The organism is Butyrivibrio sp. AD3002, from assembly GCF_000420905.1.
Classification (GTDB): domain Bacteria; phylum Bacillota; class Clostridia; order Lachnospirales; family Lachnospiraceae; genus Butyrivibrio.
Genome location: NZ_ATVV01000026.1, coordinates 1 through 21,631 on the forward strand (window position 1 = coordinate 1; position 21,631 = coordinate 21,631).

At 41.1% G+C, this 21,631-nt stretch carries 25 protein-coding genes; 2 read left to right on the forward strand and 23 right to left on the reverse strand.

Translation table 11 applies throughout. The annotated features are described in order from the left end of the window. Positions 1–1,101, reverse strand: a 1,101-nt coding sequence (locus tag G596_RS0115725) for an ISNCY family transposase (protein WP_022762784.1), incomplete at its 3' end; no start/stop codon positions are given. Between the two features lie 174 nt (positions 1,102–1,275). On the opposite strand from G596_RS0115725, the gene G596_RS24015 reads away from it, so the two are divergent. Further along, the gene (locus G596_RS24015; protein ID WP_022762785.1) at positions 1,276–3,084 is read left to right on the forward strand and encodes an Ig-like domain-containing protein; all 1,809 of its coding nucleotides are present in this window, start codon (positions 1,276–1,278) and stop codon (positions 3,082–3,084) included. A gap of 742 nt (positions 3,085–3,826) precedes the next feature. Here the strand turns inward: G596_RS24015 and G596_RS22500 are convergent. The 11 genes from G596_RS22500 to G596_RS24995 form a co-directional block, all read right to left on the reverse strand. Then, a complete protein-coding gene (locus G596_RS22500) occupies positions 3,827–6,214 on the reverse strand; it encodes a glycoside hydrolase family 95 protein (protein WP_196805241.1) in 2,388 nt (795 codons plus the stop codon). A gap of 127 nt (positions 6,215–6,341) precedes the next feature. Next, complete coding sequence (locus G596_RS0115745; RefSeq protein ID WP_022762788.1) at positions 6,342–7,034, reverse strand: SGNH/GDSL hydrolase family protein; 693 nt, start codon at positions 7,032–7,034, stop codon at positions 6,342–6,344. Positions 7,035–7,216: 182 nt separating this feature from the next. Beyond that, on the reverse strand, positions 7,217–7,450 hold the full coding sequence (locus G596_RS0115755; protein ID WP_022762790.1) for a hypothetical protein: 234 nt from the start codon (positions 7,448–7,450) through the stop codon (positions 7,217–7,219). Between the two features lie 13 nt (positions 7,451–7,463). Beyond that, on the reverse strand, positions 7,464–8,459 hold the full coding sequence (locus tag G596_RS0115760; RefSeq protein ID WP_022762791.1) for a DUF4003 family protein: 996 nt from the start codon (positions 8,457–8,459) through the stop codon (positions 7,464–7,466). A gap of 48 nt (positions 8,460–8,507) precedes the next feature. Beyond that, complete coding sequence (locus G596_RS0115765) at positions 8,508–8,990, reverse strand: flavodoxin family protein (RefSeq protein WP_022762792.1); 483 nt, start codon at positions 8,988–8,990, stop codon at positions 8,508–8,510. 49 nt (positions 8,991–9,039) lie between these two features. Beyond that, positions 9,040–9,927, reverse strand: coding sequence for a J domain-containing protein (locus tag G596_RS0115770; protein ID WP_022762793.1), 888 nt, complete (start codon positions 9,925–9,927; stop codon positions 9,040–9,042). 30 nt (positions 9,928–9,957) lie between these two features. Next, the gene (locus G596_RS0115775) at positions 9,958–11,325 is read right to left on the reverse strand and encodes a hypothetical protein (protein ID WP_022762794.1); all 1,368 of its coding nucleotides are present in this window, start codon (positions 11,323–11,325) and stop codon (positions 9,958–9,960) included. Between the two features lie 58 nt (positions 11,326–11,383). Next, positions 11,384–11,941, reverse strand: a complete 558-nt coding sequence (locus tag G596_RS0115780; RefSeq protein ID WP_022762795.1) for a chromate transporter — start codon at positions 11,939–11,941, stop codon at positions 11,384–11,386. Continuing rightward, positions 11,938–12,507, reverse strand: coding sequence for a chromate transporter (locus G596_RS0115785; protein WP_022762796.1), 570 nt, complete (start codon positions 12,505–12,507; stop codon positions 11,938–11,940). The genes G596_RS0115780 and G596_RS0115785 overlap by 4 nt, the downstream gene beginning before the upstream one ends. Then, positions 12,497–13,390, reverse strand: coding sequence for a DMT family transporter (locus G596_RS0115790; RefSeq protein WP_022762797.1), 894 nt, complete (start codon positions 13,388–13,390; stop codon positions 12,497–12,499). The genes G596_RS0115785 and G596_RS0115790 overlap by 11 nt, the downstream gene beginning before the upstream one ends. 95 nt (positions 13,391–13,485) lie before the next feature. Further along, complete coding sequence (locus G596_RS24995; protein ID WP_022762798.1) at positions 13,486–13,623, reverse strand: hypothetical protein; 138 nt, start codon at positions 13,621–13,623, stop codon at positions 13,486–13,488. Positions 13,624–13,778: 155 nt separating this feature from the next. Between G596_RS24995 and G596_RS0115800 the strand changes: the two genes are divergently transcribed. Continuing rightward, positions 13,779–14,222, forward strand: coding sequence for a GNAT family N-acetyltransferase (locus tag G596_RS0115800; protein WP_022762799.1), 444 nt, complete (start codon positions 13,779–13,781; stop codon positions 14,220–14,222). Between the two features lies 1 nt (position 14,223). Here G596_RS0115800 and G596_RS0115805 read toward each other — a convergent pair whose 3' ends face one another. The 11 genes from G596_RS0115805 to G596_RS25890 form a co-directional block, all read right to left on the reverse strand. After that, positions 14,224–14,616, reverse strand: a complete 393-nt coding sequence (locus tag G596_RS0115805; RefSeq protein WP_022762800.1) for a hypothetical protein — start codon at positions 14,614–14,616, stop codon at positions 14,224–14,226. A gap of 1 nt (position 14,617) precedes the next feature. Beyond that, complete coding sequence (locus G596_RS24020; RefSeq protein WP_022762801.1) at positions 14,618–15,187, reverse strand: GNAT family N-acetyltransferase; 570 nt, start codon at positions 15,185–15,187, stop codon at positions 14,618–14,620. Beyond that, complete coding sequence (locus tag G596_RS0115815; RefSeq protein WP_022762802.1) at positions 15,180–15,500, reverse strand: hypothetical protein; 321 nt, start codon at positions 15,498–15,500, stop codon at positions 15,180–15,182. The genes G596_RS24020 and G596_RS0115815 overlap by 8 nt, the downstream gene beginning before the upstream one ends. 131 nt (positions 15,501–15,631) lie before the next feature. Further along, complete coding sequence (locus G596_RS0115820; protein WP_022762803.1) at positions 15,632–16,495, reverse strand: Rpn family recombination-promoting nuclease/putative transposase; 864 nt, start codon at positions 16,493–16,495, stop codon at positions 15,632–15,634. A gap of 466 nt (positions 16,496–16,961) precedes the next feature. Further along, positions 16,962–17,732 (reverse strand): zinc ribbon domain-containing protein, encoded by a 771-nt coding sequence (locus G596_RS0115830; protein WP_022762805.1) that lies wholly within the window; start codon positions 17,730–17,732, stop codon positions 16,962–16,964. A 16-nt stretch (positions 17,733–17,748) separates the two neighbouring features. Beyond that, positions 17,749–18,408: a zinc ribbon domain-containing protein gene (locus G596_RS0115835; RefSeq protein WP_155829314.1), complete on the reverse strand. Its 660-nt coding sequence runs from the start codon at positions 18,406–18,408 to the stop codon at positions 17,749–17,751. Positions 18,409–18,410: 2 nt separating this feature from the next. Then, positions 18,411–18,734 carry a helix-turn-helix domain-containing protein gene (locus G596_RS24025; protein ID WP_022762807.1) on the reverse strand — a complete coding sequence of 108 codons (324 nt, stop codon included), beginning with the start codon at positions 18,732–18,734 and terminating at the stop codon, positions 18,411–18,413. 161 nt (positions 18,735–18,895) lie between these two features. Continuing rightward, entirely contained in the window at positions 18,896–19,351 is a 456-nt protein-coding gene (locus G596_RS22515; protein ID WP_022762808.1) for a hypothetical protein, read from the reverse strand. Beyond that, positions 19,329–20,444 carry a protein kinase domain-containing protein gene (locus G596_RS24030; protein WP_022762809.1) on the reverse strand — a complete coding sequence of 372 codons (1,116 nt, stop codon included), beginning with the start codon at positions 20,442–20,444 and terminating at the stop codon, positions 19,329–19,331. The genes G596_RS22515 and G596_RS24030 overlap by 23 nt, the downstream gene beginning before the upstream one ends. Positions 20,445–20,487: 43 nt before the next feature. Further along, complete coding sequence (locus G596_RS0115855) at positions 20,488–20,949, reverse strand: RpiB/LacA/LacB family sugar-phosphate isomerase (protein ID WP_022762810.1); 462 nt, start codon at positions 20,947–20,949, stop codon at positions 20,488–20,490. 189 nt (positions 20,950–21,138) lie between these two features. Beyond that, positions 21,139–21,621, reverse strand: coding sequence for a hypothetical protein (locus G596_RS25890; RefSeq protein WP_022762811.1), 483 nt, complete (start codon positions 21,619–21,621; stop codon positions 21,139–21,141). Between the last annotated feature and the right edge of the window lie 10 nt (positions 21,622–21,631).

Below are 21,631 nucleotides of genomic sequence, written 5' to 3' on the forward strand. Positions count from 1 at the left end.
ACATACAAATTTGTAGCGCACAAGACCATTCTTCCTTTTGGAAGAACTCTCATATTTCATAGGGAGTGAATCATCGTTAGGACAGCATGGGATGCCATCAGCATTAACTTTACAATCCGGATATTTTATGCCGGATCTGGCGTTAAGCGGTATATATGCCTTTGAGAAGTGTTTGCCATCGCCAAATGTATCACCTGTGAGTAGCTGGCGATACAGGAGTGCAGAATCAAATGCAGCATCGCCAAGAAATGTTTTGGGATTAATGAGTGGGTGTTTTTCAAAGAAATCTTTAAGCGTTGGGATGAGTAGTTTTGCATCATGAACGCATTTATCTTCATCAGGAGAAGAGGATTTCTTTTCAACGACTATATCCGGATGTGAAGACATAAAATCCTTGTTATAGAAGGATATGTGACGGACAACCCCAAGGCCATTTGTAACAATACCAAACTTGAAGACATAACAGAAATGGCCATTTATGTATAACTGCTTGATTTCTGGATTTGCGGAAGCATGCGAAGGCATGGAACTGTATGCAGCTTTATATGGATCATAGGATTTATCAAATCCCATGGCTTTAGCATAAGCCCGGAGCTGTTTAATAACCCGATTGGCGTATTTGGGATTGTTTTCTATAACATAAGCTTCAATGCCAGATGAATCAAAGATGGACATGTCTGCTTTGGTAGAATCAATCTCTTGGCAGATGGGTTCAGTAACATCAACAAGCTTGTCAAAAACAAGCTGTAGATCATCAAGGAAATCCTGTTTAAAGCGGGTAATCTTGGAAGCGTCTGGAACTTTTGTGAAACCACAAAATTCACGAAGCGGTTTTGAGTAAGCGAGAAACGTTAAGAGAAGCTGATCTGTTGGAATAGTGAAGATGCGCTGAATTATCAATGCCCAAAGCATTGCTTTTAGAGGGTATTTACGGGCTCTGCCCGTTGATGCATAGAAGTGATTTCTAAAAGAAATCGGAATAATTTCATCAAGGTCGATATGTGTTTCTAATAGAGACAGGAAAGCAGGTTTGTCATTTTCAAGTTTATCTTGGCAATCTGCAAAGATATCAGCCAAAGAAAGCTGTTTGTATGGTATCATATATATCAGAATAACTCCTTTCTTGGTGTTGGTCAGTGGTTTCTTGTCAATTCTATTGTACCATATCCGGTGAGGGGTTATTCATTTTTATTGCTAGAAAAATGCCGTATTTATGCGGCTTTTGGCGTTTCGCAAACGCCTACTTATAGCCAAATGTTCGGGGGTAAAGTCTTCATGAAAAAATCAAAATTTTTGACCGCTGTTCTATCCTTGATAGTTACAGTATCAGCAAGCACATTTCCTGCTTCGGCAAGTACCTATGTTATTGCCAACATACCGGAAAACGCCATAACTTTTGGTAATCATCAATACGCTCTTTACAATGTGGGAAAAAAGTGGGATGAAGCCAAAGAAGCCTGTGAAAAAGAGGGCGGCCATCTTCTTACCATCAATTCAAAGGAAGAGCAGGATTTTGTTCAATCTCTTATTGAACAGAAGGGCACGCGAAACAGCTACTGGCTAGGTGGCAAAAGATCCGAAAATAATTCCGACAGATGGGAGTGGATTACCGGTGAAAGCTTCAGTTATACAAACTGGGGTGCCCGTCAGCCTGACAACCATTACGGTGAAGATTACCTGATGATATACAAAAACAGGAATCCCAATAGTAGCGTTGATGCTCCTTTCACATGGAATGATTTGTGTGCGGAAGGAACATTCGGATCAGAGAGTTTTTTTGGTCTTGATAATTTCGGATATATTTGCGAATGGGAAAGCGATTTACCGGAGGAAGGTAATTCATCATCATTTCCGCAGGAGTGTTTTGTATTTCAGGGCAATGGTAACACGCATTGTGTAATGACCTCTGCGACTATGATGTATAAGCACTATCTGTACCTTGCCAAGAATAATTCATACAAAAATATCACTAAGGAATCCGTCAATGCTCAGGGCGTAGAACAGCAAGGCGTACATGCAGGTGATTTAAAGAACACTTTCACCTACAGGGTTGATAATATTTCTTTTTCCACTGCCAGTAAAAAAAGCCCAAGCAAAGATGAGCTGATTGACTATTTGAAGAGCCATCCCGAAGGAATAGTACTTTATGGATGGCGCACAAATAATGGTAATGTCCAGCATGCAGTATTACTTACAAAGTATTCAAATGGTGAATTTTACTGTGTTGACCCCGGAAAATCAACGTTCCAGGAAGTAAAGCTCCGAGACAGTTCTTTAGCAACCTCAAGATATTTTGGAAGTTATGATGATATCTTTACGGATAAAACCACAATCAAAATCTGGTTTATTAAGAGTACAAATACAATAACCAGCGTAACCGGAGTAGATCTCTCTCATACACGCGTTTCACTTGCAGAAGGCGATACATTCCAGTTAACAGCTTCAGTAAAACCGGCTAACGCAAGTAACAAAAATGTAAACTGGCATTCTTCCAGTGATTATGTAGTATCAGTAGATACTAACGGTTTACTTACAGCCCATAACGCCGGTACAGCTACTATTTCTGTAACAACTGAGGAGCGAGAAATATGCTCTACCTGTAACATTACGGTGTTTAAGAAAGTTCATGCAGAAGAATATCCGAAGGAACATATAGCAGACGGGGTTAAATATCATATCATAAATGATTCTGAAGCTCATGTTGTTGGATATGTAACTAAAAAGAAAAGCTATACTATACCCGATACCATAACAAAAGCAGGTCTCGAATACAGAGTAACAGCTGTTGAAGAAAATGCATTTAAATCGAATAATAAGATAAAGAGTATCTCTCTTGGTAAAAACATCACATCTATAGGTAAGAATGCCTTTTATAAATGTTCAGCCTTGAGTTCGATAAAAATATCATCTTCCGAATTAAATGCAGTTGGAAAAAATGCATTCAAGAAGATTTCTCTTATTCCAACATTCAAAGTTCCTGCAAAGACAAAAAGCAAGTACAAAAAGCTGTTAAAAAAAGCAGGCGCTCCAGGTGCTTCAATCTACAAAGAAACTAAATCAAAAAAATCAAAATCAAAGAAATAATGAACAAAAACAAGCTCTTTACCCGCCATTGTGGTAAAGAGCTTGCTTTATATTTGATATCTCTTGATATCTCCCCCTCAAATAGAACCGCAGGACATGAACCTTCGCTCCGGTAAAACCTCGCTGCCTTTGCTGCTCCTGTCTTATGTTCTGATCACATTCTACTCCGGGAAATATCACACAATTATCACACAATATATGTCCGCATTTTCGCCCTGATTTTATCCATGGATCTGTGTTTTCTAATCTTCTTTAAAAAACACAGATTCATTTTGGCTGAGCATCTGTGTTTTGAGAAATTATTCAATTTACACAGATGGATATTATACCTTCCGTCTGTGTTTTTCCTATCTTCTTCAAAAACACAGACACAATCCGGTTGGGCATCTGTGTTTTGGACAATTATTCAATTTCCACAGATAAATACAAAACTCTCCATCTGTGTTTTTCTATTTCTTTTCATAAACACAGATTCGGTCTGGCTAGGCATCTGTGTTTTCAACAACTTTACGATTTTCACAGATGAATACCTCGTACTTCATCTGTGTTCTTACTACTATTCTCAAAAGCACAGATTCAACCTTAAATGCCATCTGTGTTTTCTTCCATTATTCATTTTTCACAGAAAAATCGAAAGCGCACGTAGATGAATTCGTAGGCCAAGCTAATCATCACCGTAATCATCACTCCCAGCATCTATGCCTGTTACCAATCCCATCGCCTATGCCCACTACCAAATACTTCAAACCCTCACTCTCTCCTCGGCTCCATTAACTAATACCACGATCTCACCTTCAGGGAAAGGTGCGCCGTCGCGCCTCGTTATATCCCATGAAGTGACCTTCATGTTTTTCCAGGTCATTGATAGCATGAGACCGCCCCTTAAGCAGACTCCGCTGACACTTCCCTCAGAGAATGCCTTGGGCAGCGCAGGGAGAAGTTTCACATAGCCATTACCTGACCTCACATAGTCATCGCCTGACTTCACATAGCCATCACCTGACTGCACAAGCATCTCCAGCATCGCAGCTGACGCGCCAAGATTACCGTCTATCTGGAACACAGCTCCCGCTCCCAACGGATGATTGTCCATCATATTATCAAAAGTGCTCCTACTAAGAAGGGCCTCCAGATTCTGGTATACCTTCTCTCCCTCCAGGAAGTGCGTCCACAAACCTATAATCCATGCTCTCGACCAGCCGGTGTGACCACCGCCATTCGCAAGCCTTCTCTCAAGAGTAACTCTCGCAGCCTTCATAAGTTCGGGCGTCTTCTCATAGGAAATCGTGGTTCCGGGATATACCCCATAGAGATGCGAGATATGCCTGTGTCCGGGCTCCTGCTCGTCGTAATCCTCCATCCACTCCTGGATCTGTCCGTGCTTTCCGATCTTGATCGGAGGCAGCTTCTTAAGGATAACCCTCGCCCTATCAGCACCCCCACTAAAATCTATAGCTTCACAGCTATCGAGTGCTCCAGAATCAGCCGCTTCACCATTACCAGCCGTCTTAGAATCAGCCGCGTCACCAAAACCTTCCTTCTCAGAATCTACCCCCAGCACCTCACAGGACTTCAGAAAATTCCCAAGAAGCTCCATCAGAATCTCAATATCCATGGTCGCGCCTTCGCAGAGGCACCCTCTCGTTCCATCCTTCATAATATAGACATTTTCAGGTGAAACCGATGGCGACGTCACAAGCTCGCCCTTCTCATTTTCAATCAAAAAGTCATCGAAGAACCTCACACACTCTGCCATGATGTCCAGGTTTTCACCAAGGAACTCCTTATCCCCCGTGAAAACATAATGCTCCCAGATATGAGTTGAAAGCCACGCGAGTCCCATAACCCAGAAACTTGCCGGGATATAGTGATCCTGCGGCGCCGTATCTGCAAAAATATCGGTATTATGGTGCGCAACCGAGCCGCTGCAGTCATACATTTCTCTCGCAGTTTTCCTGCCGTTCTCACAAACTCTCCTAAGGAGCCCAAAATACGGCAAATGGCACTCCGACAGATTTCCGCTCTCAGCGAGCCAGTAATTCATTTCTGTATTGATATTGATCGTGAATTTGCTGTCCCAGGGCGGAGTAAGGCTCGCGTTCCATATCCCCTGCAGATTCGCAGGAAGGCAGTCTCCCCTGCTTGATGAAAAAAGCAAATACCTACCGTACTGGAAATACAGCGCAAACAAATCGGGATCCTTCTTGCCGGTTCGAAGTCCGGCAATTCTTTTATCAGTTGGCTTTGAGCGCTTATCCTTCGCCTTTTCCGAGCCAAGCTCCAGGGAAAGCCCAAGGAAATTCTCCCTGTAATCCGCAACATGAGCAGCCCTAAGTTCATCCCAGCTCTTCCCACTAACAAGCTCTAAGTTCTTCTCCCCGGCAGAGAGCCAGTCCTCGTTATAGAATCCGGTTTGAATATCTATAAGCAGATCCGCCTCGGCAGCGTCTTTTACAACAAGATGCTCACCTATGGTATCCACGGATCCGCCGGTCACTCTGGCCTTAAGCCGCACAGCAAAAGGGATTCCAGTGCCTGTAACCACCTCGAATCCTATCTCATCCCCGTTTCCCCAGACTCTGTCCAGCCTGTGGTTACACCTGTCGAGCCTGCAGGTAAAACTGAGCTTACCCTCATCGGCTTCAAGATGATAGCACATGATCTTATCAGGGAAAGACGCTATGAACTGCCTGGTAAACTTAGCGCCGTTCTCACCAAAAACTGATGCGCCACTCTCGTAGGAAACCGATGCGATGCCGGTTTCAAGATCAAGCTCTCGCCTGAAATTTTTATAATCAGAACTCTTCTCAAAATTAATTATGACCTCGCCCGCGGGCTCATAGGAACGCTCCGAATTGGGCGTACCTGAAAGCGCCATAAGAGATAACTTCTCCGCTTCTGGAATCCTGCCCTCTCTGATAAGCTTCCTGATTTCTCCCAGATACTTCAAAGCATCCTTGTTGATTCTGTTTGCAGGGCCGCCGCTCCAGATACTGTCCTCGTTCAGGTGAATTATCTCCTGCTCTGCGCCGCCTCTAATCATCGCCCCCATTCTTCCATTTCCCACAGGGAGGGCTTCTTCCCACTTAGTTGCGGGCTGTTCATACCATAAACTCATCTTTTCATTCATAAGCTCTTCTCTTCCGCAGTCATATTTTAAGGAAAAATTTTCCATTCAATAAAAAGAAATCCCATTAACATACCCTTAGATTATATCAACGGGAATGCTAATGGGATAGCTGTTTTTCAATATAAAATTATCTGTTTTCAACCTTCTTGCTGATCTGCTTAACTGTGTAATTCCACAGGTCAACCGTCGGATTGGGAACGTAATGAACACCGTTATTGTTCCTTGCTCTGATGTGATTCTTGGTATAAGAATACAAATCGATAGTTTGCACATGATTCTTTTTTGCCCATCTTGTCAGCTCTTTATTGTAGCTTTGCATAATGCCGTTGTTGTAATAAAGGATATCGCCGATATCTCCGAGCTTTCGATCATCCGAGTAGCCAATCGTACACAGAACAAGATTCACACCCTTTTTCTTGTTCAGCTTTTTGTAATATGAAGAGTACTTCTTGAAATTACCGCGATCATTCGCGCCCATCCAGGATACGACCAAATCGTAATCGCTCAGATTCACCTTCTTTAAAGTCTTCCTCATATACCCGTAGCCCGCACCGTCTTTGGCATATACGGTGATGTTGTTGTGCACCTCACCTTTAATCTCATGCCTCTTGGCACTGAACATATCTACGGTTCTCGAATCACCTATGAAAAGTACCTTTACATTACTATCTATACTCGCGCTGATATGCTTCTTTTTTGAAGCAGCCTTAGCCGTAATCGAGAAATCTGCTCCCGCCGATGCAGCAAACCCAAACGCCATAACCAAAAACAGCATAGCTGCAATATATCTTTTGAATTTGAAAAATCTGTATTCCTTCATAACTTTTTTCCTCCCGCTGTAAATCCAGCAATTTCATTTTTGATCTTCTGCTTTATATACAGACGGGGATGGGAAAATGTTGCAGGGAAAATAAAATTCCCGGATACCTTGTTGTATCCGGAAATCACATATAATAATACTTATTTGATTTTTATATTCTTAGCCTTACTGATAAAGCATAATCACATTTTATATCCACAATCCGCTTTTTCCGGCCCATCAACGCCTGACTCATAATGTGCCCTGAATTCCATGTTTATCTCACGGATTTCTTTTACTCCGTCTATATATGGCTGGTACATCTCTATGAGCCCGGCGCTGCAGCCATCGCAGGAGCCATTCACGTTGCCGATAGACTCGGCAACGATCCGCTCCCTTTCTTCCCTTGTTGTATCCTTAATTAAAATTGAACTCATTTCTCTGCTCCGTTTAGTTTGAAGAAGATGACGCTGCTGCTGATGACGATGCGATCATTATCGCAACAAGCATTGCTGTCTGTTCTGCGATTATCATTGAAATCGCGCCGCTTGTTACCGAAGCATCTGTAACAGTGCTCTTCTCAGAATATGCACCGGACACCACCATGGCACCAAGCATAAGCTTCGTCTGCTTGTTCATATCGAGCATGCCAAAACCCTTTTTGCCGTCAAAGAATTTCGCAGCTTCCGCCACCTCAGATACCAGTTCACCGGTACTTAAGTTTATGTTGATCAAAGTTCCCAGGGATGCAAGCTCATATTCTTTTCCATACTTTAAACCTGCTGCCTTAAAGGCATTATAAATTTCAAGGACCTTGTCCCTCTTATCCTCGTAGCTGCCATCAAAAATCGTGAGCACCTGAGTAAGTGAATATGCGGCATTATCATGAAAAGAGAAGCTCTTCTTTATATATCCGAAAGCCTCCTCAAGTTCCGTAAGAATTTCTTCCACGCTCTTTTCTGTCATGGCGAGAAGCACTGCAAAACTTGTATCTTCATCAGTAGCAATGAAAGGATGCTTTTTCCTCATGCCCTCCAAAAGGTTATTTGTTTTTTCAATAATGGCATCTGCCTCTGAGAACTTGCCTGCATCACAGATCGACATAGCGGCAAGTACCCTGAATGTTGATCCAAAACATTTCCCCTTCTGGAACTTTTTATATACTTCGATCACCTCATCAATGTATTTCTCGGGATCGCTGCCAAGAGCCATTTTTGTTGATACGATAAGCTCATTATTCCCGCGGAAACTTGATAGCGCACCCTGTTTATCCCTCAAAAGGCTTCTGCACTCCTTCAGATAATCCACGTCCACCGTCTTTTCCTTTTCAGCAAAAGCCGCTGCGGCAACAGCCTTCAACAGACTGTTCTCAAGCATAAATCCCTCTTGAATAAGATTCCTGTTTTCAACCAGTAACTCACATCTTTTCTGAACTATATTTTTCATCCTGTCTCCTCCGTTTCTGTCTCGTTCAATGTGTTTGGTTTATTATACTTAATTTAGCTTCTTTGTGAATACATCAAGCGTAAGCGTATTCGCTTCGCTGGGCTTATCCTTGGGGTCTATGAAAATAGCAGTTGCAAAAAACTCTTCTATCCCCAATATACCCTTCAGCTTTGAAAAAGCCTTTTCAGCGCCGGCGCCGCTCTGACATGCGAAGGCAGAGATTCTTTTACCCTTAAGGAGTTGCCCGTTTTCACTGACAAACGTCCTAATAGGAGGTGTGATGTTGCCTGCCCATACAGGAAATCCGATGATAATCTCTTCATAATCATCTGCGACTTCATAAGGTTCAAGTTCCGGCTTCTCAGCCATAACAGCAGATTTTCCTCCCCAGAAAAACTTGGCGAATCCGCTCGTGTGATAGCTCTTTTTAGGAATGAGTTTCAAAGTCTCTGCTCCAATGTTCTCTGCGAGCTTCTCTGCAATATATTCCGTGTTTCCTTCAAGTGAATAATAAACAATAAGTCTTTTCATACATCCTCCCTCCTACTTTTTCCGTGTTATTAAAATCTTCTTCCATCTATTACTTCAGTAACCCTTTGATCAGTTCGCCATTGACGACCGGCTTATCAGTAAGCCCCCGCGGAATAGCCAGCGCGATCGCAACATGAATCCGCGTCTTGCCGCACCTAATCTTATCAATCCCGGTTATCGCAGCGCTCACTTCTATCTCCGGATCCTCAAGCAACGGCAGTATAACATAGTATAACGCATCCTCATCAAAAGAGACATTCCCAAGAATCCTTCCCGAAACCATCTCCTCCGCCACAGCCCTGTCTTCCCTTAGATTAATATTAAGCGGTGTATCAGTGTTGATCGCGGCCGCTCTGCTATTAGAAGCTTCGTCACTAATAAAACCGGTGAACTGAAAAACTTCCTTTTCGCCATCATCGCGAAGCTTATTGCCGATTTTCCTCGCAGCATCCGCCGGAAGCACGTATTCCTGCATCATAAGATGAAAAATATTTTTAACCCTATCCGGATCAGGCGCAACCTGATAATCCGTCATAATCTCCTTGCAGGATTCCAGAACGCTTTTTGAAAAAAGCGAAAACTCCTCCATATCCGGATCCCATATAAACCTGCCCCTTGCCATCTTGGACAGCGGCAGCGCCTCATCGTATATCCTGAACTGTACATAAATATTGCGCTCAGAGAACGCCTTGCTGTTCTCAAAAGCGTCCCAGGAAAACTCATATTTTTCAATAAAGGTTTTGCCCTCGGATTCCCTGATCTTCCTATAAGCCTCTATGACCTGCCGTATCTTCTCATCATCCTCCGGATTCCTCTCTTTACCGGGAGCAGAATCCGGGTGATATAAAAACAGCAGCCTTTTGTATTTTGCCTTTATCTCACTGTCATCATCAGTTTTTGATGCTCCAAGAATCTTGTACGCTTCTTTCAGAGTCATATACGGATATCTCCTTTGCCGGGATAAAAGTTATTCCTGTTCCTGGTATGCAACTCCTGTTGGATTAAACTCCTGCACTTCACCGCTGCCAAAGAGCGCCTGTTCGTCAAGTTCGAACTTCTTTACAGCATCGTCAGCCTTCTTCGTTGCTTCTTCCACTGAAGCGTTTTCTGCCTGTTCTTCCCGGATCTGCTTTATATATTTACAATCATAGTCCAATTGTTTTGACAGATACAGCACACCGGCAAGCTTTAGAACATCGCCGGTTTCGAAGGCAAGTTTCGCATTTTCTTCAATCTTATTTTCACGGTCAGCCCTAGGATATGTCTTTAGGAGATCCACAGCCATTAGGAAAGATGCCTCATCCACGTCGCAAAGGCAATCAAACAAAAAGTCTATACCTTCCAGATTTTTGGGATGGCCCAAAGCCCTGAGAAGTTCTATTCCATTACAAACGCTAAACTCATTTTTATAACTCTTAAAATCAAGATACTCTGATATAGCAACCTGCCCACGTTTTAAAAGTTCATAGGTCCTGTTAATCTCCTTCTTGGAAAGAACTCTTTCAAAAATCTCCTTGTTGATGCTTCCATCATCAAGAACCGGTACATAGTTTGGTGTCGCAATCTTATCTGCGTAGTTGCTGCTATTGTTTAATATGTTCTTTTCCCACAAATATCTAAGGTGTGCCCAATTAAGCTCGGATAAGCTGTGTGTAAAATTCCCTCCTAAATAAAGAGAATTTCTATACTCTTTTTCTGCTCCGTCAGGCATATCTTCATGGTACGCTCCTCTTTCTTTAAAGAACTTCTCCAATTCCCTATAAACGAATGGAAGCCTTGCAGCCATCGGAAGTTTAATGGTTACACCATCGATAGTATAAAGTTTATTATTGTTTTTGCTATATCCGCAGATCAGATCTATAGGAAGATATCCGCCAAGGATACGCACCCACTTGTCGGTGCTGCTAGCGAAAATATGAGATGCCTTTTTTCCATCCTTGAAAACATATTGGTGAAAAGAATCATTTTTTACAATATCTTTCACCTTTGGAGTTCCAAGAACCTTTCCGAAATGCGGGAACTCTCCATATTTTTCCACACTATATGCATTATATGAACGCGGATAAAGACGATCATTATTTGAAGTTCTTTTTTTACGAGGGAGCCTGCCTTTGTAATAAATTAAATAAGTTGGTGCAATTGAACATATGGGTAAAAGAATCCAAAGTGCAATATCTGTCAGGAGCTTTGAGCCGGTTAATTCTTCAATTCCCATACACAAAAATATAGCCACGAAAAAACCCATTGCTGTGCCACCAAGAAGCACTATTAGCGTAGCAAGTGATTGCAGCGTACGAAAAAGGATATTTCCGAACTTATCAAAAAACTTAAACATAATGCAACCTTCTTAACATAATTATTCTCATACAGTATAGACAAAGAAGTTGAAATACTTAATACACAATCACACCCATCACTGCGGCAATGCAAATCAGTACTATCGGAGATATCCCGGACTTTCTAATTTTTCTTGAGCCAAAGTAGACAGCAGCCAGAGCAGAGCATATCACGGCCGCTTTTAAATCCGGAGAAAAAGACGTTCCCTTAACAATAACGTTCTGAGCGATCATGCTGATCCCCATTGCCAGAATTATTCCCATAATACAAGGCTTCAATCCTCTTAGCACAGCCTGAGCATAGGGATTTTTTAACAACCTCTTGAACATGATCATTATAAGTATGATGATTACAAACGCAGGAAGAACTACTGAGAAAGTCGCGATCAAAGCCCCGGGAATTCCGGCTGTCATGCTGCCTACATATGTAGCCATGTTAACCATAATAGGTCCGGGAGTGCTTTCACTTACAGCAATCATATAGGCAAGCTGCTCATCATCAATCCATCCATAATGCAGAACCACATCCCTTATAAGCGGTATCGCTGCATACGCTCCGCCAAAAGAAAACAGCCCCACTTTCAGAAATCCAAGGAGAAGATCAATATATATCATAAGCTTCGTCCCTCCCTGTTCATATATTTACTTACACAGAAAGCCATAAGACTGCAAATACCTGCAGCAAGCATTAACGTTATTGATGATATCTTTACTGAAAAAAGGTTTACGGACATCATAATTAAAAACGCCGCAATTAACACAAAAATCTGAAATGGTTTCTTTGGCATTTTCCTTATCATCTTAAGGGCCGCATCCAATATCAGTATTCCTACAGCTATCTTTATTCCTTTAAATGCGCTGGCAATCCATGCTATTTCAAGAAAGCTGTCAAGATAGAGCGAAATCAAATAAATAATAATAAAGGACGGAAGGATTACTCCGATTGTAGCGGCTATAGCTCCTATCATCCCCTGCTTCTTATATCCTACATAAGTAGCACAGTTTATCGCTATCGGACCGGGCGTTGATTCAGCGATGACTGTAATATCCATCATCTCATCATGGCTGATCCACTTTTTCTTCTCCACACAGATATCCTGTATAAGTGAGATCATGGCATAGCCACCACCAAAAGTAAAAAGCCCTATTCTTAAAAAAGTGAAAAAAAGTTCAATGGCCATCATACCCTCCATCTTCACTTCTGAGATTATATTTCCATCTAAATATCGCCACGCCGATAATAACTGCATATCCCAAGAATGATAATAGTGTTGGCAGTTCTCCGAGAAACAGTACTCCAAGAATTGCTGCAAATATTACCTGTGTATAATCAAATACTGAAATTTCCTTTGCCGGGGCAAACTTATATGCAGATGTTATGCCAAACTGCCCCACCGTCGCTGATAGCCCGGCCATAATCAGACATAATAGCTGCCACGGTTTTAGCATGACAAAATCCATCGCAATAAAGGGAATCGTCACAAGAGTTGAGAACAGAGAAAAGCAGAATACAATTATTGGTGTTCGCTCCCCCTTTTTTCCTAATCTCCGAACAAAAACATATGCCGTTCCCGCACCGAAGCCTCCATACAAACCTACCAGCGCAGGCACAAGCTGCATATTGCTACCGGATGGCCTAACTATTAACATCGCACCAAGAAATGCAATTATGACTGCCAAAATATCTACCTTTTTCGGTTTCTCCCTAAGTATTGGAATCGAAATCAAAATTGCGAAAAACGGAGATAACTTATTAAGCATATTTGCATCTGCAATGTTCAGCTTATCAATTGCATAAAAATTTGCTATCAGACCACTTGTACCAAACAGACATCTGAAGAAAATATCTCCTGCACAGTTTTTCTTTATCCTGATTTTTTCCCCTGACCTAATAAGCAAAAACAGCGATACTACAATGGCAACAGCATTTCTGAAAAATGCCTTTTCCATAGTCGGAACATCTCCTGATATTCTCACAAAGAAAGTCATCAGTGAAAATCCCAACGCCGCAAACAAAATGCAAATTATACCTTTTGATTTATTACTAATTGCCTCGAACCTCATTTTTTCACTGCTCCTCAAAACAAATTGCTTGCAATCAGCCACTACATTATAAACAAAAATAAGCTCTACCGCTATATTAACGGTAGAGCTCCAATTTATCTATTTTTGTATTCCTCAAGCATCTTCAGATAAAAAGCCTCGTCCTTAGTTGCCTTCTCAACATCTGCGCCTCTTCCTAAGCTAAAAAGCCAACTGTACAGATCCTGAATTTCTGAATGTTCTTTTTCGGCCATTCCATATTTCTCCTTGCATTACTTTTTATTCACCTTAGGAATATACTCAGTTTAATCCAAGACGTGTCCTAAAACTCGCACAGTAATACAGAGATTATTGTGATAAGATAAACCTTGTAGATTCAAAAGATAAATACATATCAGGCAGGTAAATCATGAATTACAGACGAATGACAGAACAGGATTTGGCGTATGTAGTAGAAAAGAACATTGAATACTATAACACTGTAGAAGATTGCTGTTGGACATATGAAAAGGCATACAAAAGAATCCACCAAGTACTTACGATGGAAGACTCAATGTGCATGGTTCAGATTGATGACAATAACTGCATCACCGGATATTTAATGGGCTACTTCAAGGAATTCGATGATATAAGAGGCTACTTTCTTGATGAGATTGTTATATTTAAGGGCTTTCAGGGAAAAGGATATGGTACAGACTTCCTAAAAATCCTGGAACAGGAAGTCCATAAAAATGGCGCTTCTATCATAGAACTAAACAGTGTGAACGATGAAAAGCACAAACATTTCTATTCAAAACTGTCCTATTATGAGACCAAAAATTTCGTAATGATGGGAAAATTTTTGGAAGAGTAAATTAAATCCTTGGCTTTATCATATTCCTGAGCATTTCGATAGCCTTCTTATAAGACTCTGCCATGCTGCCGGGATCCTTTATCTCAATTCCGCGAACTGTCAGTTTAGCACCATCGTGGATTTCGGCAATAAGAAGAGTGTCTTTTTCCGGTAGCTGATGCTCTTCGCAGTATCGGAGAACTGCACCTGAAATAGCATCCTCTTTGGCCAATCGGAGTTCATATTCAAAAATTTCTCTGCGGGCAGCTGCCCACTCTGCATCAGCTTCTGACGAGATAATCAGGATAACCTTTGAATGAAATCTTTGCTTATACATTTGAATTTGTTTTGTGAGTATATCTCTGTCAGCATTACCGTAGCATACAAAGATATACGAATACTTATTATTGCTCATACTAATCCTTTATTTCTTCTATATCCATAGTCAAATTAAAAATATATACATCAGATTCAAACGTAGCGCTTCCATCATTCTTGGAATATGAAGAGCTATGGTCATATGCGAATCCAAGTCTTTTTAAAACTTTTGCACTGCCCACGTTTTCTTTTGCGCATTCTCCTTCAAAGGAATGTGCTCCGTAAGCATTAACCGCGTGATCCATGAGTGCCTTCATTCCTTCTGTAGTATATCCCTTTCCCCAATCATCAAATCGATTAACGTATGATAATGTCCAAACATCTCTATCGACATCGTGATTTAATGCATATATACCAACTGCATGCCCATCCTCTTTATCGATAACCAGCATAAGGATATTGATTTTGGATGTAGGATCCTTCTTCGGAAGCCAAACAAGCGGATCCTCAGGAGCCTTACATACAGAACCCATCAAATATTTAAATACTCTTTCATCCATATCCCATGCAGCCATTGCAAGATAATCCTCAGGCCTTAATCGTCTCATTATAAGCCTGTCGGTTTCCACAATTTCTTCGCCGGGGTTGTATAGATTATTTCTATCCATTTAATATCTCCGAATTAATAAGATAGTTATATAAACTCGAAGCTGATGGATTATCCGAAGCCGCATCCTTCGCAGTCTTCTCTGTATAATGTATACTGTTATCCGCTTCAGAGGTCCTTTCCTCACCCTTATAGCCAAAAGGCACATAATACTTTTGTCCATCCAAAATATCTTGAATCATTTCATTGTCCACTTCTTTACCGGCAACATCCCCATCAGTTGCTTTGGATGTGCACCCCGTCATAGCAGTCATCAGTGCCCCTACAATTGCTATACATCCAAGTGTCTTTTTCCCAAATAGTCTGTTCTTCATTTAAACTTTTTCCATCCTTGTTTTCCTCTCCCCCTGGGAATTGATTATAGCAAAGCAGTTATAACAAGGACAATAAATACTGTTACACTAACTATAAAAGGCTGGCGATAAAACGCCAGCCCTGTTTCTTATTATCTATTTTTATACTCCTCAAGCATCTTCTGATAATAATCCTCGTCCTTAGTTGCCTTCTCAACATCTGCCCCTCTTCCCATACTAAAAAGCCAACTATAAACATCTTGTATTTCTTCTCTTGCCTCTGCTATTCCTTCTGCTTTTCCCTTTGCAACAATTTCATCTAATACTGTACACATATTCTGTTTCTCCTTTTTCTTAACATCCTCTGCCACTTCTACAAATCTCCTGTCATCGGTCAATGCTGACATAAGTCCCAGCAACTCTGATACATGCGTTATTTTGTCCGTCGGAGGAATATATTTATCCGTCTTCCTCATCTGGACAAAATAGTCCGCAACAAACCAAAAATCACTCTTAAACTTTGAAACCTGCTCATCAGTCAGATATGCTATTTCAAACAGATTTATAGGATAATCAGGTACGAAAGGCCTTAGCCTATCCGGTACCTCTACCCTCTCATATATACTTTTTGCTGCCGTCCATCTCTTCTTATACCCAAAGTATAACACAATAGTGGTAACCGCGAATCTGGAATCATTATTTTGCGGTGAGAACTGGCTCCTATATGCTGCACCATCATAGCTTAGTACTCTAAGCGGCATATCCGCATCCTCTGTGGTTTCGTTTTCAAATCCCACTTTTGCTATATGCAGCATATTATTATTCCAATACTTTACTACATCCCGCTCCTGCTCCCGTATTTTACCATTAGCAGTATAATTACTGTACGGATTTGATTCTGAAAGAGCATCTTCTGTGATTACACCATCCCCATCAAACAACAACGTATTCACTATATCCGCAAATACATCATTCAGCTCCTCCAGCGTTTTTTCACTCATGTCTTTTTCGGCCATTCCATATATCTCCTTACATTACTTTCTATCCCCCTCAGCAATACACTCAGAATACTCCCTGACGTGTACTATAACTCGTACAACAATAGAGAAATTATTATCTCCCTTATGTATAGAGAATGGCCTAACCGTAATGATGACACGGATAGGCCATTCTTTTGTTATGCGTATTTTATTTATAATTATTTATGATAACCACGTGAGAATGAGGAGCAGTTGGTTGTATTGCTCCCTGTACTTGGTCGTAAAAGGTTCCTCCAGGCTTGAGTTGCGGAGATGAGAGTCATTAAGCCTTAACCCATGTCCTGCTCCAGGCATCATCACTTAATCCATTCTTAACCATACAAGTTAAGGGAAAATCAACTACGCTTTTAAATAATGCATAAGCCTGGTTCGCATCTATCATGTCATAACCTCGCAATCCCCATCATCAAATGAACATGCAAATAATGATGTCAGGCCATTTTTAATACAGTGACGACATTTTACTCAGCACCCTTGTAGTCACTTCCATATAATACTTGTAATCTGCATCTGACATTTTGTTAGTGTCATAAGCATTTATCTTATCAGAGAAATCCTGGTACTTGGTCAACATGTCGGTATACTCAGTCAGCATACTTAATGCATCCCCGGTTCCTGACTGATACTTTTTCATAAAGGCCACATAATCATCCATAAAGCTCTCATAAGAATCCAAAAAAGCCTTTAGGTTAGGATCCACGGCATCCGACTCCGCTTCCTCTTTTACGGGTTCTTCTTGTGGTTCTTCTACACTCGCTTCTTCCTTTGCTACCTCTTCCGCCACTTCCTCTTCCGCCACTTCCTCTTCCTTCAGTTCCTCCTGCTTCTGTTCTTTCTCCTCTGAAGCTTTACTATCGGATGATTTCTGCTGCTCGACTGTCTTCTCTTCCTTGGATACCGCCTTGTTGTCATTGCTGTCGACAATTGTTGATGCTTTTTCTATATTTTTGTTTTCCTGAGAGGTTTTACGCTTCGATCCTCCTGCAATTGCTACGATCAGAATAATCAGTACAACTGCTACTATCCATCCCTTCTTACCTTTTTTCTTTTGTACGGGATTATTGTTCACATAAGAAATTTGGGGTGTTGAGTTGTAAGTAGGAACAGGTTGTTGATTTAAACCGGGACCATTATTTCCCAATGCCGCACCGCAATTGGTGCAGAACTTCTCGCCATCCTTGACCTCTTTACCACAGTTTGGACAAAATGCCATATCATGCTCCTTTCTCCTATCTGCAGTGATAGGTGATCAACACATTCGCATTTTTAGAAAAAACATCCCCTTCCTCAAACTCACTATTACCATCGATCGTAACCGACTCCACCTGACCATTTTTCATTTGATTAAATACATTAAGATCATGTAATGGCACCACTGTTACATTTGAAAAGCCTGCTCCTCTGAACAATATAGCTATGCTGCTATAGTTTTTATTAGAATTGTCCGCCATCGCACTAGAAATGACAGCCTCATTAGCACCGGCTATAATTCTCCTATTATTCTTTTTATTTGCGAATAGGAATAGTGCTCCCCATCCTCCAACGTTCATGGCAAGGATAATGCATAACCCCATTCCAGAATTATTAATGGACATTCCTATGATTCCAAGCAGGAGCAATATCGCTGTTGCTATAAGCCATACAATTATGAGCACCTTCCTGGAAACACTTTCCTTCTCCTCCATTTCAAGCTGCTTTAGTTTTATCAACCTATCCGTTTCAGCCTCCTTGATTCTGGCCTCGTCTATATTTCGATAAATATGCTCATTCTCGTTATTGACAATGACTTTGGCCCCGCAATACGAACAGAATGCTGATTCCCTGCCATTCTCTATTGAAAGATTTGCCCCACATTCCGGGCACTTTACAGATAAAAATTGTATTCCCATTATCATTCACCTCTTTCCTCATCAGGCCGTATGACTTTATAGCCATATGACTCAAGAATAGCTATTACTTCCGGTGTGATATTTATATTCAAATCCGCCTCTCTGGTCCCTGCATGTTCAATTATCCTGTGCAAATCGTCTACTGAAACATTCATGATTTCGGCCAAACGATGAAGATTATCTCTATCTGGAAGTCCTCCGTTTGTCTCCCATTTAGCTACAGCAGACTTGGAAACTCCTATCTTGTCTGCTAATTCTTCCTGTGTAAGCCTCATATATTTTCTTCGTGATGAAATAAACTGTCCTAAATTCACCTTATCCCCCATGCCGTCATATCTCCTATTTTTATGGTAAGTACTGGGATTGTCCTTATCAAATTACTTTTTGTTTACGCTGCGTAAGCATTTTCTGTACTTCTACTTTTAATTTATCAATTCCGGGCACAAAAAATCCCCACCGAAATGGTGGGGAAATCAATCAAATTGTACTATTGTTCATCTGCTGTAATTTTCTTCAACCCTTGTTTTGTCAGCAGATCATCTACTTCATACTGATCAAATATTCTATTGTTTATGGCTACAATAATGCACGCGTCCCTTGGATCCTTGGCATATAATTCTGTCATTCCATACAGTTTTAAAGCCCTATTGGTCTCATCCCAGTTAAAATGTCCCGCCAGGCAAAGCCTTATTATCAGGTCTCTGTCCTTTGTATGCTTTTCCATCGTGACTATCTTACTGCCATATGATTCAGACACTCCGGCAAAAGAATAGACATCCTTCAACTTGATATTCTTCTCATCCAGAATATCCTTCATATAATAGTAAAATGCTTTCTTATTATCAGCCATGTACTTGCTGTTATCCTTCAGATAGGAATCAAGCTGATCCGGCCTCATATTTTCAAGAATATCATTTAGTTCATCTGTAGGCTTCTTCTGCACTTTTTCTATCCTTCAATTTTTTAAGTTCAGCAATAAGCTCCTTGGCTGTATATCTGTTTTCCGCATCCAGACTTATGCACCGCTCAATAACATTCCATACAGCACCTGCTGCCTTCTCTTCCTTAGGAAACTTCCCAGTTATCATTACATTAAGTAACATCCCGACCGCATAGATATCTGACTTTGCAGAGGATGCAGATAGTCCATAACCAACCTGCTCGGGAGCAGCATAATACTGCGTTCCCATGTATCTCGTATCATCCGCTTTATCCGGGTCAAACCACTTAGCAACATTCATATCCAGAAGATACACATTCTCATTATCATCAATAATTATGTTGGACGGCTTTACATCCCTGTGGATAATCGGCGTCGATAAATTATGGAGAACATCCAGAATCCGACATACTTCTCCAGTGATATGCACTGCCTTTTTCTCAGATATGGGACCACTTTCCAAAATTGCCTCAACCGTCTTTCCCTTGATATATTCTTCAATCACCACGAGACAGTTGCTGCTCTCATACATTTTGATAACCCGAGGCATGTTTGATACCGGGTGATCCATAAGATAAGCATATATGCTCTTATTGTAAATTGTGAGGAGTTTTTTTATAAAAAGCTCCCCGGTTTCCCGATGTTTTACAAGAATGACATTCTCCTTACCACCTATATATTCCTGCTCCTGGTATAGCGACAATTCAAGAATATCCTCATCAGACAATCCTCGATACGGACTCCTTGCCTCTGCTTGAAATTCATCTTCGGTAAGATATATCTCGCTGGGATCTATTTTGTTAACGAATCCACACTCCGTGCATTTCCATTCGGGAGTCTCTTCGCTAAATCCCTCCTGCTCATTCATAACTGCACCGCACTCATCACAGATCCATACTATATCCGATTCTATATCAGGATTTATCAACATCTCCCCGCAGCCTTTGCAAACCCAGTATTTCAGAGAAGGATCGTAGCCTTTCTGGAGAGAGAGCGTTGCATAACAGTGGGGGCAGTATTCATAATAATCATCTGAAGACTCTGCCGGAGTACCTTTAGGCCTTATTTTATTTAGTAATCCATCAATGATTCCCATATCTTACCGTCTCACTCAATGCCCAAACACTTTCTATATATTCCTATTTAACCGGTACGCAATGCTTATCGTTTATATCACAAACCTTTTGAACTCTTCTTCGATATTTTTCTTCCATCAAAGGTTCGGTCGTAAGCCACGTTTTCACAACTTCCATAGCCATGAGCCCACCAATTATTTTGGCTCCGAGACAAAGGATATTTGAATCTGTATGTTGCCTGGCAAGAGTAGCACATAACGGATCCTGACATACAGCAGCATAGCAACCGTTTATCTTATTTGCGATAAGGGCACTTCCATACCCAACTCCATCACAAAAGATTCCTCTGTCACACTCCCCCTTTGCTACAGCCAATGCCGCCGGATAAACGAAATCAGAAAGATCGCATGATTCATCATCATACGTTCCGAAGTCTTTCACTTCATACCCTTCAGAAATCAGGTACTTTTTGATTTCTTCCTTCATCTGCGCACCTGCATGATCATTTGCCATTGCAATTGTCATAAATAATTGTCCTCCTTCTCACTCAAGAGGTAGAACCTCATTCATCTCCAGCACCTGTACCTCACAAAAACGGTTTCAGAGACGGAAATGTCAGCCTTGTTTCTTATTATCTATTTTTATATTCCTCAAGCATCTGCAGATAAAAATCCTCGTCCTTAGTTGCCTTCTCAACATCTACGGCTGAAATATTCACCTTGGTAGGTTATTGTTTTCTCTAAAGGGAACCGTTTTATCTGCCATACCCTCGTTTCTTACTCCATAGTTTATTTTAGCGATGTCATCTACAGGAGGATCTTCTCTCCTCATATTAATAATCGTTTCAACTAACCAAACAATACAATTAAAAAGGGCAACGCAAATCCATACCATCAATAGAAACAAATATTTCATCATGTAGAACATAATAATAGCCGTCCATTTAACAGGAATTACTATACAATAATATAGGATAGCGCCGAATATGTTGGATGTACCTTTAATAGCACTCTTCGCAGAAAAAGTAGTCTTATGATATATCTTATTTTTAAATGCTCTTGATGGATTTTTTATCCATCCCATCCCTTTCTTACCATAGAATGGGTTTGCCAATCTTTTGAGCTTGCGCTTATACTTTCCGGTTGTCCTAGCCTTAAAAGACTTTTTAATTGATGGAGTACGAAGACCAACTTTCATCGATAATCCC

Excerpts from the sequence above, each read along its gene's own strand:
- G596_RS24015 (WP_022762785.1), top strand. The coding sequence starts at position 1,276 with ATGAAAAAATCAAAATTTTTGACCGCTGTTCTATCCTTGATAGTTACA.
- G596_RS22500 (WP_196805241.1), bottom strand. The coding sequence starts at position 6,214 with ATGAATGAAAAGATGAGTTTATGGTATGAACAGCCCGCAACTAAGTGG.
- G596_RS0115745 (WP_022762788.1), bottom strand. The coding sequence starts at position 7,034 with ATGAAGGAATACAGATTTTTCAAATTCAAAAGATATATTGCAGCTATG.
- G596_RS0115755 (WP_022762790.1), bottom strand. The coding sequence starts at position 7,450 with ATGAGTTCAATTTTAATTAAGGATACAACAAGGGAAGAAAGGGAGCGG.
- G596_RS0115760 (WP_022762791.1), bottom strand. The coding sequence starts at position 8,459 with ATGAAAAATATAGTTCAGAAAAGATGTGAGTTACTGGTTGAAAACAGG.
- G596_RS0115765 (WP_022762792.1), bottom strand. The coding sequence starts at position 8,990 with ATGAAAAGACTTATTGTTTATTATTCACTTGAAGGAAACACGGAATAT.
- G596_RS0115770 (WP_022762793.1), bottom strand. The coding sequence starts at position 9,927 with ATGACTCTGAAAGAAGCGTACAAGATTCTTGGAGCATCAAAAACTGAT.
- G596_RS0115775 (WP_022762794.1), bottom strand. The coding sequence starts at position 11,325 with ATGTTTAAGTTTTTTGATAAGTTCGGAAATATCCTTTTTCGTACGCTG.
- G596_RS0115780 (WP_022762795.1), bottom strand. The coding sequence starts at position 11,941 with ATGATATATATTGATCTTCTCCTTGGATTTCTGAAAGTGGGGCTGTTT.
- G596_RS0115785 (WP_022762796.1), bottom strand. The coding sequence starts at position 12,507 with ATGGCCATTGAACTTTTTTTCACTTTTTTAAGAATAGGGCTTTTTACT.
- G596_RS0115790 (WP_022762797.1), bottom strand. The coding sequence starts at position 13,390 with ATGAGGTTCGAGGCAATTAGTAATAAATCAAAAGGTATAATTTGCATT.
- G596_RS24995 (WP_022762798.1), bottom strand. The coding sequence starts at position 13,623 with ATGGCCGAAAAAGAACATTCAGAAATTCAGGATCTGTACAGTTGGCTT.
- G596_RS0115800 (WP_022762799.1), top strand. The coding sequence starts at position 13,779 with ATGAATTACAGACGAATGACAGAACAGGATTTGGCGTATGTAGTAGAA.
- G596_RS0115805 (WP_022762800.1), bottom strand. The coding sequence starts at position 14,616 with ATGAGCAATAATAAGTATTCGTATATCTTTGTATGCTACGGTAATGCT.
- G596_RS24020 (WP_022762801.1), bottom strand. The coding sequence starts at position 15,187 with ATGGATAGAAATAATCTATACAACCCCGGCGAAGAAATTGTGGAAACC.
- G596_RS0115815 (WP_022762802.1), bottom strand. The coding sequence starts at position 15,500 with ATGAAGAACAGACTATTTGGGAAAAAGACACTTGGATGTATAGCAATT.
- G596_RS0115820 (WP_022762803.1), bottom strand. The coding sequence starts at position 16,495 with ATGGCCGAAAAAGACATGAGTGAAAAAACGCTGGAGGAGCTGAATGAT.
- G596_RS0115830 (WP_022762805.1), bottom strand. The coding sequence starts at position 17,732 with ATGGCATTTTGTCCAAACTGTGGTAAAGAGGTCAAGGATGGCGAGAAG.
- G596_RS0115835 (WP_155829314.1), bottom strand. The coding sequence starts at position 18,408 with ATGGGAATACAATTTTTATCTGTAAAGTGCCCGGAATGTGGGGCAAAT.
- G596_RS24025 (WP_022762807.1), bottom strand. The coding sequence starts at position 18,734 with ATGGGGGATAAGGTGAATTTAGGACAGTTTATTTCATCACGAAGAAAA.
- G596_RS24030 (WP_022762809.1), bottom strand. The coding sequence starts at position 20,444 with ATGGGAATCATTGATGGATTACTAAATAAAATAAGGCCTAAAGGTACT.
- G596_RS0115855 (WP_022762810.1), bottom strand. The coding sequence starts at position 20,949 with ATGACAATTGCAATGGCAAATGATCATGCAGGTGCGCAGATGAAGGAA.
- G596_RS25890 (WP_022762811.1), bottom strand. The coding sequence starts at position 21,621 with ATGAAAGTTGGTCTTCGTACTCCATCAATTAAAAAGTCTTTTAAGGCT.